Below are 14,796 nucleotides of genomic sequence, written 5' to 3'. Positions count from 1 at the left end.
CCCGGGGGCCGCACCCGCCCGCGCGGCCACCCCGGGCGGTCCGTCGCCCGGGGTGGCGGGAGCGGGTCCGTCGGTCACCCGGGCGTGGTCCCCGGCGCCGGGTAGAACTGCCCGCGCACCCGACGCAGCCACGCGTCGGCCGCCGTGTCGTCGGGCTGTTCGGGCAGCACGCTGCGCGTCTCGGCGAACGCCTCCTCGAAGCCGCGCAGCAGCGGCAGCGCGGCTTCGGGGTCGGCGGCGACCTGGTCACCGAACGCGTGGTAGCTCGCCGGATCGTCGACCCGGATCGTCAACCGCCCGGTGGCGTACAGCTCGTAGCCCTGGGTGCACAGTCGCTTGAGGTGACGGGCGTGCTTCGCGGTCCGCTTGCGGGTCTCCGCGGCGAGCGGGCCCTCGCTGCGGTTCCGCAGTTTGCGGAACTGCTGTGTGGCGTAGCCGAGATAGGCGTCCCGGACCCGGCGGGCTCCGAGCAGCGTCTCGCGCAGGGCGATGAGTTCCTCACCGAGCGGTGTGCGCACCTCGTACAACTCGTCGGGCAGCCAGACGAGTTCCATCACGGTCGGGTTGCCGCCGAGGGCGAGCCTGCACCACTTGGCGGCCTCGTGCAGGGTGCGGTCGGGTGCCGTGCTGACGTGCGACTCCTTCGGCCGGTGCAGGCCGTGCAGGTCCTCGGTGGGGGCGGCGAACATGCCGAGGCGGTCCACGTCGGAGCCCTCGTGGGCGAGCCCGTAGGCGGTCGAGCCGACGATTCCGGACAGCAGGATGTTGGTGACGGTCACAGGTGCCCCCGGTCGTTCCCCGATGATGATCACCCGCCCCCGGCGGCCGGGCGGCAGGACCGCCATGATGCCCCGGACCAGGCCCGGACCACCCGGCATTTTCCGCCCGGACAGCCCCTTCCCCGGGCGCCCGCCCCCTTGCCCCGCCCGGCCCACCGACTTCACCCGTACGGATCAGTGCGCTGGTCGCGCGGCCCGGCCGGTGGTGCCGTGTAGGGGCAGACGCAGCACCAGCAGAGCCCACAGGGTGCCCGGCAAGCACCCAGGTCGACGAGAGGAAACCCTCGGGAACCCGCCCCGGGGCGCGCCCGCGCGGGGACCGGCCCCGTCCCGCCCCGTCCCCGAACCGTCCTCAGGAGGTATTCGTGACCAGTCCTCGCCAGTCGTCCCGTCCGTCCACCCCGTCCCGTCCCGCCGGACCGCCCGGACCGGCAGGGCCGGCGCGTCCCGGCCGTCCGACCCGGGCGCTGGGCCTCGCCCTGGCCGTCGGGACTCTGCTCGCCACGGCCGCCTGCTCCGACGACGGGGACGACAGCGCGTCGACCGCATCGAGTGCCGCCTCCTCGGCCGCCGGTACCCGCACCGCCACCCCCTCCGCCACCGTCACGCCGCTGACCTCGGCCGGCGCCCGGACGGCGCTGATCACCGAGGGAGACCTCGAGGACAACTGGACGCAGGTGAAAACCGCGGCCAGCTGGCGGAACCGGATGCTCATCGGCACGGTCGACGCCGCCCAGTTCCTCACCGGCAAGACACAGGCGGCGGACTGCCAGCGCCTGCTGGACGGGCTCTACGACGAGGACCTCCTGGGGCCCCCACCCGGCCCGTCGGCGCTCACCGGCTTCACCGAGGGCAACTCCCGGCTGCTGTACCAGGTCGCCGCCTACCAGCCGGCCGGCCTGGACCAGTCGTTCGACTGGCTGAAGTCGCTGCCGACCGCGTGCGACCAGTTCAACGCGGTCGGCTCCGACGGATCCACCCGCACCGTGCAGGTCGTCGAGGCCTCCCTGCCCAAGGAGGGCGACACCCGGCAGGGCCTGACCGTGACGGTCGCGGGCCCCTCGGGCGGCACCCCGGTGACCCTCACCATGGACGTCGCCGTCGTACGGGTGGGGGACGACGCGATCACGGTCACCAACGGCGGTTCGGACGGCGCGGACCACGACAGCACCGAGGACGCGGTCAGCCACGGCACCACTCGCCTCAAGGACGTGCTGGAAGGCCGCTCCCCGGCAGCGGAGCCCAGCGAGTTCGACTGAGCCCGCGGCCCCGCCGAGCGGGTCTCCCCTGGTCTCGGCCTTCTTCCTCGCCTCGGGACCATGTGACATATTACTGCCGTGACCAAGCGACCGAGCGGTGACGTAGTGGTCGTCGGCGCCGGCATGGTGGGCGCCGCCTGCGCGCTGTACGCGGCCCGTGCCGGACTGGACGTGATCCTGGTCGACCGGGGCCCGCTGGCCGGCGGTACGACCGGCGCGGGCGAGGGCAATCTCCTGGTGTCCGACAAGGAACCCGGACCCGAGCTCCGACTGGCCCTCAAGTCCGCCACCCTGTGGGGCGAGTTGGCCCAGGAGCTGGGCACGGCCGTCGAGTACGAGCCCAAGGGCGGCCTGGTCGTCGCCTCCACCCCCGCGTCGCTCACCGCCCTCACCGACCTGGCGGCCGCGCAGCGCACGGCCGGGGTGACGACGGTCCGGGTCCCGGCGGATCAACTCCACGAACTGGAGCCCCACCTGGCGGACGGTCTCGCGGGCGGCGTGCTCTACCCGCAGGACGCCCAGGTGATGCCCACCCTGGCAGCGGCCCACCTCGTACGGGCCTCGGGCGCGCGTCTGGAGACCGGCCGCACGGTGACCCGGGTACTGCGCGACACCGCCGGTGCCGTGCGCGGCGTACGGACCGACCGGGGCGACATCCTGGCGCCGGCCGTGGTGAACGCGGCCGGGACCTGGGGGGCCGAGGTCGCCGCGCTGGCCGGGGTCCGGCTGCCCGTGCTCCCCCGCCGCGGCTTCGTCCTGGTCACCGAGCCGCTGCCGCGCCGGGTGCGGCACAAGGTGTACACCGCCGACTACGTGGACGACGTGGCGAGCGACTCGGCCGCCCTGAAGACCTCGCCGGTCGTCGAGGGCACCGCCGCCGGGCCCGTGCTGATCGGCGCGAGCCGTGAACGGGTCGGCTTCGACCGGTCCTTCTCGCTGCCGGTCGTCCGCGCGCTGGCTGCGGGCGCGACGCGCCTGTTCCCGTTCCTGGAACACGTACGGGCGATGCGCGCCTACCTCGGCTTCCGCCCCTGTCTGCCCGACCGTCTGCCCGCCGTCGGGCCGGACCCGCGGGTGCCCGGTCTGTTCCACGCCTGCGGGCACGAGGGCGCGGGCATCGGGCTGGCGACCGGCACCGGTCACCTGATCGCGCAGACGCTCACCGGCCGGGACCCGGAACTGGACCTGACCCCGTTCCGCCCCGACCGCTTCCCCGAGGAGGCCGCGCCTTGGATCCCCTGAAGCTGACCCGGGCCCGGCCCGGCGCCCCGTTCACCGTCACCTTCGACGGCCGGGTGATCGAGGCCCTGCCCGGTCAGACGGTCGCCGCCGCGCTGTGGGCGTCCGGCGTCACGGCCTGGCGCACCACGCGGTTCGAGGGGCGTACGCGCGGGGTCTTCTGCGGGATCGGCGTGTGCTTCGACTGTCTGGTGACCGTGGACGGCCGCCCCGGCCTACGGGCCTGCCTGGTGGCGGCGGTGCCGGGCGCGGACATCCGTACGCAGTTCGGAACGGGCCGCGAGGAAACGGGCCAGGAGGTGACGGACGACGAGGCGACGGGCCAGAGGCAGACGGGCCGCGAGGAGACGGGTCAAGGGGAGACGGGCCGAGGGGAGACGGGCGACGACGAGGCGCGGCGCGGGAAGGCGGGCCGCCATGACTGAGCACCGGCCGGTGCTGGCGGTGATCGGCGCGGGCCCGGCCGGCCTCGCCGCCGCCGTCGCGGCCGCCGCCGATGGTGTGCGCGTGGTGCTGATCGACTCGGCCGCCGAGGCGGGCGGACAGTTCTACCGGCAGCCCGCGCGAGGACTCGGCGCCCGGCGCCCCCAGGCCCTCCATCACCAGTGGCGCACCTGGCGGCGGCTGCGGGCCACGCTCGACACTCATCTCGCCGCCGACCGGGTCACGCACCTGAGTGAGCATCATGTGTGGTGTGTGGAGCGGGAATCGGGCGGGTTCACCGTCCACGCGCTCATCGGGTCCGAGCAGGAGGAGTCCGTCGCGATCCGCGCCCACGGGGTGCTGCTGGCGACCGGCGGCTACGAGAAGGTCCTGCCGTTCCCCGGCTGGACCCTGCCCGGCGTGGTCACCGCGGGCGGCGCCCAGGCGCTGCTGAAGGGCGGGCTCGTACTGCCCGGCCGTACGGCGGTCGTGGCCGGTACGGGGCCGCTGCTGCTTCCCGTGGCCACCGGTCTCGCGGCCGCGGGCGCCCGGGTCGCCGCCCTGGTCGAGTCGGCCGGTCCGCGGGACTTCGTACGTCACGCGCGGAGTTGGGTCGCAGCGTCCGCGAAGCTCGTCGAGGGGGCCGGGTACGCGGCTCGACTCACTTTGTACCGGGTGCCGTTGATGTCGCGTCAGGTGGTGGTCGAGGCGCTCGGTACCGGGCGGCTGGAGTCCGTCACCGTCGCCGCACTGGACTCCGCGGGCCGCCCGGCGCCCGGCACGGCACGACGTATCGCCTGCGACACCCTCGCCGTGGGGCACGGCCTGCTGCCGCACACCGACCTCGCGGAGGGTCTCGGCTGCCGCCTCGACGGAACGGCCGTGTGCGTCGACGACGAACAGCGCACCGACGTCCCCGGCGTGTGGGCCGCCGGCGAGACCACGGGGATCGGCGGCTCGACGCTCTCGCTCGCCGAGGGTCACATCGCCGGACGGGCGGCGGCGGCACGGCTGACGGGCGCCGTCCCCGACCCCCGCGCATGGGCTCCGGCCGCGCGGGCCCGTACCCGGCTGCGGTCCTTCTTCACGGCATTGGATGCCGCGTACGCCGCCCGGCCCGCCCGATGGACCGAGCAGGTCACCGACGAGACGGTCGTGTGCCGCTGCGAGGAGGTCACCGCCGGCGCCGTCCGCGAGGCCGTCGGCACGCTCGGCGCGGGTGACCTGCGCACCGTGAAGCTGCTGACCCGGGCCGGGATGGGCTGGTGCCAGGGCCGCGTGTGCGAGCCCGGCGTGGCGGGGCTCGCGGGCTGCGCCCTCGCTCCGGCCCGACGACTGCTGGCCCGCCCGGTGCCCCTCGGGGTGCTGGCGGCCGACCCGACCGAGCCGGTCGACCCGACGGCCCCACCGACCCCACCGACCCCACCGACCCCACCGAACGCACCGAACGCACCGAACGCACCGAACGCACAGTGATATGTCACATGCCACGCAGGAAGGGAATCGCCGCATGGCTCTCGCCGCCGCCCGCGCCACCGCCCCCGCGTCTCCGCCCGTTCCCGGGACCTCACCGCACCGCCCCTGGCGGGGCGTCCACGTCGCCACCGCGCTGCCGCTGCGCGACGACCTCTCCGTCGACCACGAGCGGTACGCCGCACACTGCGCCTGGCTGGTGGCGAACGGCTGTGACGGCGTCGTGCCCAACGGCTCGCTCGGCGAGTACCAGGTGCTCACGCCCGAGGAGCGCGCCCGGGTGGTGGAGACCGCGGTGGCCGCCGTCGGCGGGGAGCGGGTGATGCCGGGCGTCGCCGCGTACGGCTCGGCGGAGGCCCGCCGCTGGACCGAGCAGGCGGCCGAGGCGGGCTGCGCCGCGGTGATGCTGCTCCCGCCCAACGCCTACCGGGCGGACGAGCGTGCCGTAGTGGCCCATTACGCGGAGGTGGCCGCGGCGGGCCTGCCGGTCGTGGCGTACAACAACCCGATCGACACCAAGGTCGACCTCGTCCCCGAACTGCTGGCGCGCCTGCACGGCGAGGGCCATGTCCAGGCCGTCAAGGAGTTCTCGGGCGACGTCCGCCGCGCCTACCGGATCGCCGAACTGGCCCCGGATCTCGATCTGCTGATCGGCGCCGACGACGTACTGCTGGAACTGGCGGTGGCCGGTGCCCGGGGCTGGGTGGCCGGGTACCCCAACGCGCTGCCGAAGTCCTCGGTGGAGCTGTACCGGGCGGCCGTCGCCGGTGACCTCGCCACCGCGCTCCCCCTCTACCGTCAGCTGCACCCGCTGCTGCGCTGGGACTCGCGGGTCGAGTTCGTCCAGGCGATCAAACTCTCGATGGACATCGTGGGGCGCCACGGCGGGGCCTGCCGCCCGCCGCGGGTGCCGCTGCTGCCGGAGCACGAGGCGGCCGTCCGCGCGGCGACCGAGAAGGCCGTCGCGGCCGGTCTTTCGTAACCGCCCGAACCACTCGACCTCCCGAGAGAACAGGGGACTTCGTGCGCAGCAAGCTCGTCCTGCACGCCGTCGACTCGCACACCGAGGGCATGCCCACCCGGGTGATCACCGGCGGGATCGGCACCGTCCCCGGCGCGACGATGAACGAGCGGCGGCTCCATTTCCGTGAACACCGCGACGAGATCAAGCAGTTGCTGATGAACGAGCCACGGGGGCACTCCGCCATGAGCGGCGCGATCCTCCAGCCGTCCACCCGGCCGGACTGCGACTGGGGCGTCCTCTACATCGAGGTCTCGGGCTATCTGCCGATGTGCGGGCACGGCACGATCGGCGTGGCGACGGTGCTGGTCGAGACGGGCATGGTCGAGGTCGTCGAACCGGTCACCACCATCCGGCTGGACACGCCGGCCGGGCCCGTCGTCGCCGAAGTGGCGGTCGAGGACGGCACGGCCACGTCCGTGACCCTGCGCAACGTCCCCTCCTTCGCGGTCGCGCTGGATCGCACGGCGACGCTGCCCGACGGCCGTACGGTGACGTACGACCTGGCGTACGGCGGCAACTTCTACGCGATCCTGCCGCTGGAGGAGTTCGGCCTGCCCTTCGACCGCGCTCGCAAGGACGACATCCTGCGCGCCGGTCTGTCACTCATGGAGGTGATCGACTCCGAGCGGGAGCCGGTGCATCCCGAGGACCCGTCCATCCGCGGCTGCCACCACGTCCACCTGTACGCGCCCGGGGCCACCGCCCGTCGTTCCCGGCACGCGATGGTCATCCACCCCGGCTGGTTCGACCGCTCGCCCTGCGGTACGGGGACGAGCGCCCGCATGGCACAGTTGCACGCACGGGGCGAACTGCCGCTGCACACCGAGTTCGTCAACGAGTCCTTCATCGGCACCCGCTTCACGGGCCGGCTCCTCGGCACGACCGAAGTCGCCGGCCGCCCGGCGGTCCTGCCCAGCTTCACCGGCCGCGCCTGGATCACGGGGACGGCCCAGTACCTGCTGGACCCGACGGACCCGTTCCCGGCGGGGTTCGTACTGTGACACCCACCGCGACGGCCGGCGGAGCGGTGGATACTGACCGCGCACAGCAAGACTGATCCAGCGCAGTACGTGACATGGCACCGCCCCTTCTACGGCACCTGTTCCAGGAGATCCTCATGGCCGCCCCGCACGACAGCAGCCCGGCAGCCGCCGTGCCCTCCCTTCCTTCACTGGGCGGCCGGCGGAGCAGCTACCGCGAGCGGGTGGCCGATGCTCTGCGGGCCGCGCTGATCGCGGGTGAACTGCTGCCCGGGGAGGTGTACTCGGCTCCGGGCCTGGCCGCCCGCTTCGGTGTGTCGGCGACCCCGGTGCGCGAGGCGATGCTGGACCTCGCCAAGGAGGGCTTGGTGGACGCGGTACCGAACAAGGGGTTCCGGGTCACCGAGGTCTCCGACCGCCAGCTCGACGAGTACACCCACGTCCGCGCGCTCATCGAGATCCCCACCGTGGTGGCACTGACGACGACCGCAGACCCGGTGTCGCTGGAGGCGCTGCGACCGGCCGCCCGTGAGATCGTCGCCGCAGCGGTCGCGGGCGATCTCATCGCCTACGTCGAGGCCGACACCCGCTTCCACCTGGGCCTGCTCGCACTCGCCGGCAACTCCCACCTCGTCGAGGTGGTGCGCGGGCTGCGCGGCCGGGCCCGTCTCTACGGCCTCACCGCACTGGCCACCTCGGGCCGGCTGCTGGCCTCCGCCGAGGAGCACCTGGAGCTCCTGGACGCACTGCTGGCGCGGGACGAGCGGGCCGTACGCGAGGTCATGACACGGCATCTCGGGCATGTACGGGGACTGTGGGCATCCGCCCAGGAGTGAACAACCCACGTCTCCCCCGTCGCTCCCCTTCTCCCCGGCACCCGGCACCCGGCACCCGGCACCCGGCACCCGGCACCCGGCACCCGGCCGAGCCTCGCCGCTCGCCGCTCGCCGCTCGCCGCTCGCTGTGATCCTCGTCGCTGGTGAGCGAAGAGTGAAGGGAACGCCAGGTGGGCAGTGACCTGCCCGTGCGCGAAAAGATGCTGTCTCACCTGTGGGGGAATCCGTGCGTCTGTGTCTGATCGGTGCCGGCCTGTCGGGGCTGGCGACGGCACACGCCCTGAAGACGGCCGGTGTCGACTTCGTCTGTCTGGAGCAGGCGAGCGACGTCGGCGGGATCTGGCGCCAGCCACAGGCGGGTGAGCGCGGTCCCGGCTATCTGTCACTGCATCTCAACACCGCCAAGCAGCTCACGGGTTACTCCGCCTATCCGATGCCCGCCTCCTACCCGCTCTACCCCCGGCACAGCCAGATAGCGGCCTATCTGCGCTCGTTCGCCGAGTGGGCCGACGTGCTGGACCACATCGAGCTGCGGACGACGGTGGAGTCCGTGCGCCAGGAGGCCGACGGCGGGTGGACGGTCGTCAGCCGGGATGCCGACGGCACGCCGTCGTCCCGGCGCTTCACCCACGTGATCGTCGCCTCCGGACACAACTCGCAGCCGTCGATGCCCGCCCTGCCGAGGGGTGCCGAGACGTTCACAGGAACGATTCAGCATTCGTTCGACTATCGCGACGGCAGCGACTACACCGGGCAGCGCGTCGTCGTGGTGGGGCTCGGCGCCTCGGCGGTGGACATCGCCGCAGACCTTTCCCGGTACGCGGACGAGACGGTCCTCTCGGTGCGTCGAGGGCTGCACATCGTGCCCAAGCAGTTGTTCGGCATGGCCCTCGACACGATCGCCGACGCGCCGTGGTGGATCAGTATGTCCCTGGCCGAGCAGCGCCGTTTCGTCGAGCAGGCGCTGCTGGTGGCCCGCGGCAAGCTCGGTGACTACGGTCTGCCCGAACCGGATCACCCGATCTTCTCGTCGGCGATCACCATCTCCGACGAGATCCTCAGCCGTATCCGCCACGGCGCGGTCACGCCGAGACCCGCGATCGACGCACTCGACGGCCGCCGGGTCTCCTTCACCGACGGCACGTCGACGCAAGCCGACGCGATCGTGTACTGCACCGGTTTCCAGATGAGTTTCCCCTTCCTCCGGCCCGGCAGCCCGCTGGGACCGCAGGGCACGGTCGAGCTCTACAAGCGGGTCGTCGCCCCCGACCGTGCCGGCCTCTTCTTCGTCGGTCTGGTCCGCCCGGTCGGCTCGATCACCCGGATGGTGGAGGCCCAGGCGCACTGGGTGACGCGGATCGTCACCGGCGAGGCGGTGCTGCCGGAAACGGAGGTCATGCGCAAGGAGATCGCGGCGTATCTGAGCGGGATCGCCGGTCAGTACGGGCAGCGGGAAGGCGCGTCGATCCAGGTCGACGTGGCGCCGTACCTGGAGCAACTGCGCGGCGAATGACGCGTGGCGGGCAGGAAGCGCCGGTCCCGGCGATCAGCGATCGCTGTGGCCTCGGTGGCCTCGGTGGCCTCGGTGGCCGACGGTCCAAGGTGGCGGTCGCCGCGTCAGCGACCCGTCCCACGTGGGGTACGGGCCCGGAACGCCGGACACCCGCCCCGGAGGGCGGGTGTCCGGCGTTCCGGGCTGTGAACCGGGCGCATCCCCTACTTGGTCAGCCAGGTGAGGAACTTGCTCCACACGCCGGTCTGTTCGGCCTGGCGGGGCGCTGTCCCACTCTCGGGCACCGGGGTGGGGGCGGCGGTCTTCCGGGCCGGCCGGCTCACCGGCTTGGCCGGGGTGAACCGCGCGGGGAGCGTGACGAGACCACGGCTGAAGGGTCCCGGCCGCCAGGTCAGGCTGTCCTCGGGCACGCTGAGCCGGACGTCGGGCAGCCGGTTCAGGAGGTTCTCGATGGCCGACACGGCGATCTGCCGGGCGGGTTCCTTCGAGGGGCAGGCGTGCGGGCCGGCACTCCAGGCGAGATGCGCCCGGTTGCTGCCGGCCTTGCGGGCCGCCGACAGCACGGGACCGGTGTTGGCGGCGGCGATGCTGACCAGCATCAGGTCACCGGCGGTGATCTTCTGACCGGCGAACTCCATGTCGGCGACCGGGTAGTGGGCGGCGAAGTTCGTCATGGGCGGGTTCTCCCACAGCGTGTCGTCCATCGCCTCGTCGATCAGCCCGCCCTCATGGGCGTACCGGTCGTCGGTGAGCAGCCGGTGCAGGGTGTTGCCGATGAGGTTGACCAGCGCCTCGGCGCCCGCGCCGAGCAGCAGGGCGACCTGGTGCAGCATCTCCTCGTCGCTGAGTCCCGTGTGATGCTGCATCAGCCACGAGGTGACGTCCTCGCCGGGCTTGCGCCGCTTGAGGGCGACCAGCTCGCCGACGGCCTGGAACAGCACCGCGATGGCCTTGTCGGCGTTGACGCCGTCGAACATGCCGGAGATGCCGAAGAAGACGCGGTCGCCGATGTCGGCGGTGCAGCCGAACAGCTCGTTGAACACGAACAGCGGGAGCTGCTTGGCGTAGGAGCCGATCAGGTCGGCCGAACCCCGTTCGGAGAACTGGGAGATGAGGAAGTCCGAGATCCGCTCGACGCTCTGGCTCAGCTGCATCGGGTCGACGCGCGACATGCTGTCCGTGATGGACTGGCGCAGTCGCAGATGCTCGGCACCGTCGGTGTACATACAGTTGGGCCGGTGGGCGAGCACGGGCAGGACGGGACTGTCGGGGGCGATCCGGCCCTCGTTGAAGTCCCGCCAACGGCGCGCGTCCTTGCGGAAGGAACCGGAGTCCTGGAGGAGTTGGAGGGCGCTGGCGTAGTCGGTGACGAGCGTGGCCTCGACACCGGGGGTGATCTCCACGGGTGCGGTGGGCCCGTAGTGCCGCAGGTAGGTGTAGTAGGCCTGCGGGTCGGCTGCGAACTCCGGTCCGTACAGGGGCACTCTGCCGCCGGCCTCGTGCGCCGGGCACCCGGGCGGGGGCACGGGTGCGGTGGGTTGGTCCATGTCTCTCCTAGTGTGCACGGTCCTGGAGGTGGCGGACGAGGGTGATCAGCGCGTCGGCCGACGACCGCTCGTCTCGCGCGTCACAGGTGACGACGGGGGTGTCCTCGAGCAGGTCCAGTGCGTCGCGCAGGGCCATCTCGTCCCTCAGGGGGGCGCCGTCGAAGTGGTTGACGGCGATGGCGTAGTCGAGTCCGTACTGCTCGATCAGGTCGATCACGGCGAAGGAGTCCGCGAGCCGCTCGGGGTCCACGAGCACCAGGGCGCCGAGGGCGCCGCGCGCCATGTCCTCCCACATCTGGACGAAACGCTGCTGGCCCGGCGTTCCGAACAGATAGAGCACGACCCGGTCGCTGATGGTCAGACGGCCGAAGTCCATGGCGACCGTGGTGGTCGTCTTGCCCTGGACCCCCTTGAGGTCGTCGACCGACTCGGCCGCCCGCGTCATCGTCTCTTCGGTGGTCAGCGGCTCGATCTCGGAGATCGCCCCGATGAACGTGGTCTTGCCGACCGCGAAGTGACCCACGACGAGGATCTTCACCGCCGTCTGCGTGGCCCCCTCGCGGACGTAGGCCTGCTCATCCAAACTTGGCCCTGAGACCATTCAGCACCTCCTCCAGGATGTCCCGGTCGGCGAGAGGAGCTCTCTGCACCGGCGCCCGGGTGATGAGGTAGCCGCCCTCGGTGAGGGCGGCGAGGAGGATCTTCACCACGCCCAGGGGCAGTTGGGTGTGCCCGGCGATCTCGGCGACCGAGAGGTAACCGGCCGAGCACAGGTCCAGCAGGTTCTGTTCCTCGGGGGACAGCCGGGTCGGCCGCTGCTCGTGATCGGCGGCCGCCGTGACCAGGGTGATGAGCGAGAGCTGTCCTTCGTCGGGCAGCCCGCGTCCCTTGGTGATGACGTACGGACGCACTAACTCCGGCGTCTGCGGCTCCAGTTCGCCGAAACCGTTCATGACCGCGCGCCGAGGTTCTCGCGCGGCGGGGTCGTCAGGGCCTTGCCGAGCTGACCGACGAGCTGCTGCATCCGGAAGCTGATGTCCGCCATGTCGACGTCCGGCGAGGCCGAGACTCCGAGGTAGGCGCCCTCACCGGCGGAGATCAGGAAGACCCATCCCCCGTCGAACTCGACCAGCGTCTGCCGCCACCGCATCTGCGGGTCCTCGCAGAAGAACGCGAGCGAGCGGCTGAGCGACTGCACACCGCTCATCGCGGCGGCCACCCGGTCCGCGTCGTCCTTGTCGAAGTCCTGCGTCCGCGCCATCAGCAGGCCGTCCGCGGAGATGAGGACTGCGTGCAGGGCCCCGGGTATCTCCAAGGCACTGTCAAGCATCCATGACAGATCGTCATTCACGAGATCTCATGCCCTTCGCTGCCAGCACCACGGGTGCTGCTCGACTTTTCCGCGGGATTCGCAGGCGTGGCCCGGCCCGACTGGGTACCCCGTTGGAAGGCGCCCATGATCGCCGCGGTCTCGGCGCCCGAGCGGGCGGGAGTGGACGCGGACGCGCTGCCGGGCACGATGGCCATGGGCCGCTTGCGACGCCGCTTCGGCAGGCCGTCGGCGGTGGTGCTGGTGGAGAGCGCGCCCTCGGGGCCGCCGCGGGCGGTGGCGGGGGCGGCGGCAGCGGGAACGACCGGAGCCGGCTCCTTCTGCTCGGGCGCGTTGGTGAGCAGGTCGTGCGGCAGGAGCAGGACCGCCCGGACGCCTCCGTAGGGGGAGGTGGAGTCCACCGACACCTCGAAGCCGAAGCGCTCGCTGAGCACACCGATCACCGCGAAGCCGAACTGCGGCGGATTGCCGAGCGCGGAAACACCGGAGACCCGCTGGCTCGACAGGAGTTTGTCGGCTCGGGCGCGCTCTTCGTCGTTCATACCGACACCGGCGTCGTCGACGACGATGCAAATACCCTTGGGCACCGTACGGATGTTGATCTCGACGACGGTGTCCGGGCTGGAATAGCTCGTCGCGTTGTCGAGCAGTTCGGCGAGCGCCAGTGCGACCGGTTCGACCGCACGGCTCGTGATACCGAAGTCGACCTGCGAAAGAATTTCCACCCGCCGGTAATGGCGGACTCTGCCCTGCGCGCTGCGTACCACGTCGTACACGGACGCGACATCACGGGCGCGTCCCAGCCAGCCGTCGCAGAGAACGGCGATGGACTGGGCCCGCCGACCGAACTGCGAGTTCGTGTGGTCGATCTCCAGAAGGTCCTGGAGGATAACCGACTCGCCATATTTGTTCTGAAGCCGGGAGACAATCAACTGCTGTTCCGCGGCGAGGCCCTGAAGAGTCCGCATCGCGGACTTGAGGACCGTTTTCGTAGCCTCTTCGGCTTGTTCCTGAGCTGCCTCGACGGATTGCGCGTACTCGTTTTCCAACGCGGAGTAGTGGGACCTTAGCCCCGCGATCTCCTGCCTCAAGGCACGCGCCGCCCTACGCTGGCGAACAATGAGGGCGACTGCGACGAGTACGGCCACGAGGAGAGCCCAGAGTACCGGGTTCTGTATGTAATGCGTCATAAGACTCTCTTCAGGCGACTGACGGCCAGTTGCTGAATTCCCGTCAACGCGGGTGGACCGGCAGACCGCCCGCATCGACGGGTGACCGCCCGGACTGTCCCCGTAGTCGGAGATGTCGTCTTGCACCCATCCGCCCGCTCTACAAGCGAGCGTGATCGTATCACCACAAGATGGAGTCACAGACCGTCAATATGTCTACTGAGGTGAACATTGACGGTTCGTCAGCGGTTCCGGCGGGCAACGCCGAAGTGGCCGGGAAGTGCGCTTGTGAAGGGGATGCCGGACACTCCGACAGGACAACCGATAAACGGGCTTCCGCGACATTCCGGAGGCAATGGATACGGAAACAGCAAAACCCGCACCCGGCGGAACGCCGAATGCGGGCTATTGACTGCTCACCGAGCGGGAACCGCTCGATACGGAGGGTGAGAGTGTCCGAGGGGGGACTTGAACCCCCACGCCCGATAAAGGGCACTAGCACCTCAAGCTAGCGCGTCTGCCATTCCGCCACCCGGACCAGGTGTTGCCACTGCGCGAGGTCTCCCCGCGGCGACAGGGACAACAATACCAAGCTTTCGGAGTGCCTCTCACCTGCATATCCGCTGGCCGCACGGGTCACGGGGCCGCCGCCGGGCCCCCTCACACCGGGTGACCGGCCGATCACCTCACCGCCGGCTCCTCGGCGACGAGCAGCCGCAGCGCCCGCAGCAGCGCGGCCGCCGTCTGCTCGTCCAACGGGGCGAGGAAGCGGCGCTCCGCGGCCCGGCGTGCCGCCTCGGCCCGCTCCAGACAGACCAGGCCCGCGTCCGTGAGCCGGACGAGGTTCCGGCGGCGGTCCCGGGGGCTGCGCCGCCGCTCCACCAGGCCGTGGTCCTCCAGTCCGTCGACGAGTGCCACCATCGTGGTGCGATCCACACCGAGCCGTCCCGCGGCCTCGGCCTGCGACCACGTTTCCTCATCGGCGAGCACGGCCAGGACGGCCAGCTCGCGGTCGTCCACGCCGTACGGAACGAGCGCCTCCGCGGACTTTCTGGCCAGCTTGGCCTGGGCACGCCGGAGGAGGTGGCCGAGCCGGTCCTCCACGGGCCCGGCCGGCGCTTCTCGGTCACTCACCATGCACCGAGGGTAGCGATCCGCACCGATCCGGCGACGGCCGTCCCGGATGGAGCCCGTCCCGTGCAGGGCCAGTCCCGTAAAGGGTCC

Annotated in this window: 14 protein-coding genes, 1 tRNA gene and 1 pseudogene; 8 read left to right on the top strand and 8 right to left on the bottom strand. The window is 71.6% G+C overall.

Going from position 1 to position 14,796, the window contains the following annotated elements:
- Nucleotides 1–74 precede the first annotated feature (74 nt).
- Entirely contained in the window at nt 75–779 is a 705-nt protein-coding gene (locus AOQ37_RS12160) for a nucleotidyltransferase domain-containing protein (RefSeq protein ID WP_062644491.1), read from the bottom strand.
- Between the two features lie 365 nt (nt 780–1,144).
- On the opposite strand from AOQ37_RS12160, the gene AOQ37_RS12155 reads away from it, so the two are divergent.
- The 8 genes and pseudogenes from AOQ37_RS12155 to AOQ37_RS12120 all read left to right on the top strand — a co-directional run bounded on the left by AOQ37_RS12155 (nt 1,145) and on the right by AOQ37_RS12120 (nt 9,526).
- On the top strand, nt 1,145–2,038 hold the full coding sequence (locus AOQ37_RS12155) for a hypothetical protein (RefSeq protein WP_374701492.1): 894 nt from the start codon (nt 1,145–1,147) through the stop codon (nt 2,036–2,038).
- 78 nt (nt 2,039–2,116) lie between these two features.
- On the top strand, nt 2,117–3,280 hold the full coding sequence (locus AOQ37_RS12150; RefSeq protein ID WP_062644115.1) for an NAD(P)/FAD-dependent oxidoreductase: 1,164 nt from the start codon (nt 2,117–2,119) through the stop codon (nt 3,278–3,280).
- Nucleotides 3,268–3,561: pseudogene (locus tag AOQ37_RS12145) on the top strand ((2Fe-2S)-binding protein); the annotation flags it as partial. The gene AOQ37_RS12150 and the pseudogene AOQ37_RS12145, both read left to right, overlap by 13 nt.
- Before the next feature lie 133 nt (nt 3,562–3,694).
- The gene (locus AOQ37_RS12140; RefSeq protein WP_078890132.1) at nt 3,695–5,176 is read left to right on the top strand and encodes an FAD/NAD(P)-dependent oxidoreductase; all 1,482 of its coding nucleotides are present in this window, start codon (nt 3,695–3,697) and stop codon (nt 5,174–5,176) included.
- A 34-nt stretch (nt 5,177–5,210) separates the two neighbouring features.
- A complete protein-coding gene (locus AOQ37_RS12135; RefSeq protein WP_062644113.1) occupies nt 5,211–6,155 on the top strand; it encodes a dihydrodipicolinate synthase family protein in 945 nt (314 codons plus the stop codon).
- 41 nt (nt 6,156–6,196) lie between these two features.
- On the top strand, nt 6,197–7,198 hold the full coding sequence (locus AOQ37_RS12130; protein WP_062644111.1) for a proline racemase family protein: 1,002 nt from the start codon (nt 6,197–6,199) through the stop codon (nt 7,196–7,198).
- A 116-nt stretch (nt 7,199–7,314) separates the two neighbouring features.
- Nucleotides 7,315–8,013, top strand: a complete 699-nt coding sequence (locus AOQ37_RS12125) for a GntR family transcriptional regulator (protein ID WP_062644109.1) — start codon at nt 7,315–7,317, stop codon at nt 8,011–8,013.
- A gap of 226 nt (nt 8,014–8,239) precedes the next feature.
- On the top strand, nt 8,240–9,526 hold the full coding sequence (locus AOQ37_RS12120; protein WP_062644107.1) for a flavin-containing monooxygenase: 1,287 nt from the start codon (nt 8,240–8,242) through the stop codon (nt 9,524–9,526).
- A 203-nt stretch (nt 9,527–9,729) separates the two neighbouring features.
- Here AOQ37_RS12120 and AOQ37_RS12115 read toward each other — a convergent pair whose 3' ends face one another.
- The 7 genes from AOQ37_RS12115 to AOQ37_RS12085 form a co-directional block, all read right to left on the bottom strand.
- On the bottom strand, nt 9,730–11,073 hold the full coding sequence (locus tag AOQ37_RS12115; protein ID WP_062644105.1) for a cytochrome P450: 1,344 nt from the start codon (nt 11,071–11,073) through the stop codon (nt 9,730–9,732).
- A gap of 7 nt (nt 11,074–11,080) precedes the next feature.
- Nucleotides 11,081–11,674: a GTP-binding protein gene (locus AOQ37_RS12110; RefSeq protein WP_062644103.1), complete on the bottom strand. Its 594-nt coding sequence runs from the start codon at nt 11,672–11,674 to the stop codon at nt 11,081–11,083.
- Nucleotides 11,649–12,026, bottom strand: a complete 378-nt coding sequence (locus AOQ37_RS12105; RefSeq protein WP_062644102.1) for a DUF742 domain-containing protein — start codon at nt 12,024–12,026, stop codon at nt 11,649–11,651. The genes AOQ37_RS12110 and AOQ37_RS12105 overlap by 26 nt, the downstream gene beginning before the upstream one ends.
- Nucleotides 12,023–12,424 carry a roadblock/LC7 domain-containing protein gene (locus AOQ37_RS12100; protein ID WP_062644100.1) on the bottom strand — a complete coding sequence of 134 codons (402 nt, stop codon included), beginning with the start codon at nt 12,422–12,424 and terminating at the stop codon, nt 12,023–12,025. Before AOQ37_RS12100 ends, AOQ37_RS12105 begins: the two co-directional genes overlap by 4 nt.
- Nucleotides 12,421–13,593: an ATP-binding protein gene (locus AOQ37_RS12095; RefSeq protein ID WP_062644099.1), complete on the bottom strand. Its 1,173-nt coding sequence runs from the start codon at nt 13,591–13,593 to the stop codon at nt 12,421–12,423. Before AOQ37_RS12095 ends, AOQ37_RS12100 begins: the two co-directional genes overlap by 4 nt.
- Nucleotides 13,594–14,025: 432 nt before the next feature.
- Nucleotides 14,026–14,110: transfer RNA gene (locus tag AOQ37_RS12090), tRNA-Leu, on the bottom strand.
- A 143-nt stretch (nt 14,111–14,253) separates the two neighbouring features.
- A complete protein-coding gene (locus tag AOQ37_RS12085) occupies nt 14,254–14,709 on the bottom strand; it encodes a MarR family winged helix-turn-helix transcriptional regulator (protein ID WP_062644097.1) in 456 nt (151 codons plus the stop codon).
- Nucleotides 14,710–14,796 lie beyond the last annotated feature (87 nt).

The organism is Streptomyces maremycinicus, from assembly GCF_001184025.1.
GTDB classification, from domain to species: domain Bacteria; phylum Actinomycetota; class Actinomycetes; order Streptomycetales; family Streptomycetaceae; genus Streptomyces; species Streptomyces maremycinicus.
The sequence above is the reverse complement of the archived record's forward strand: the minus strand, read 5'-3'. Positions and strand labels throughout refer to the sequence as shown.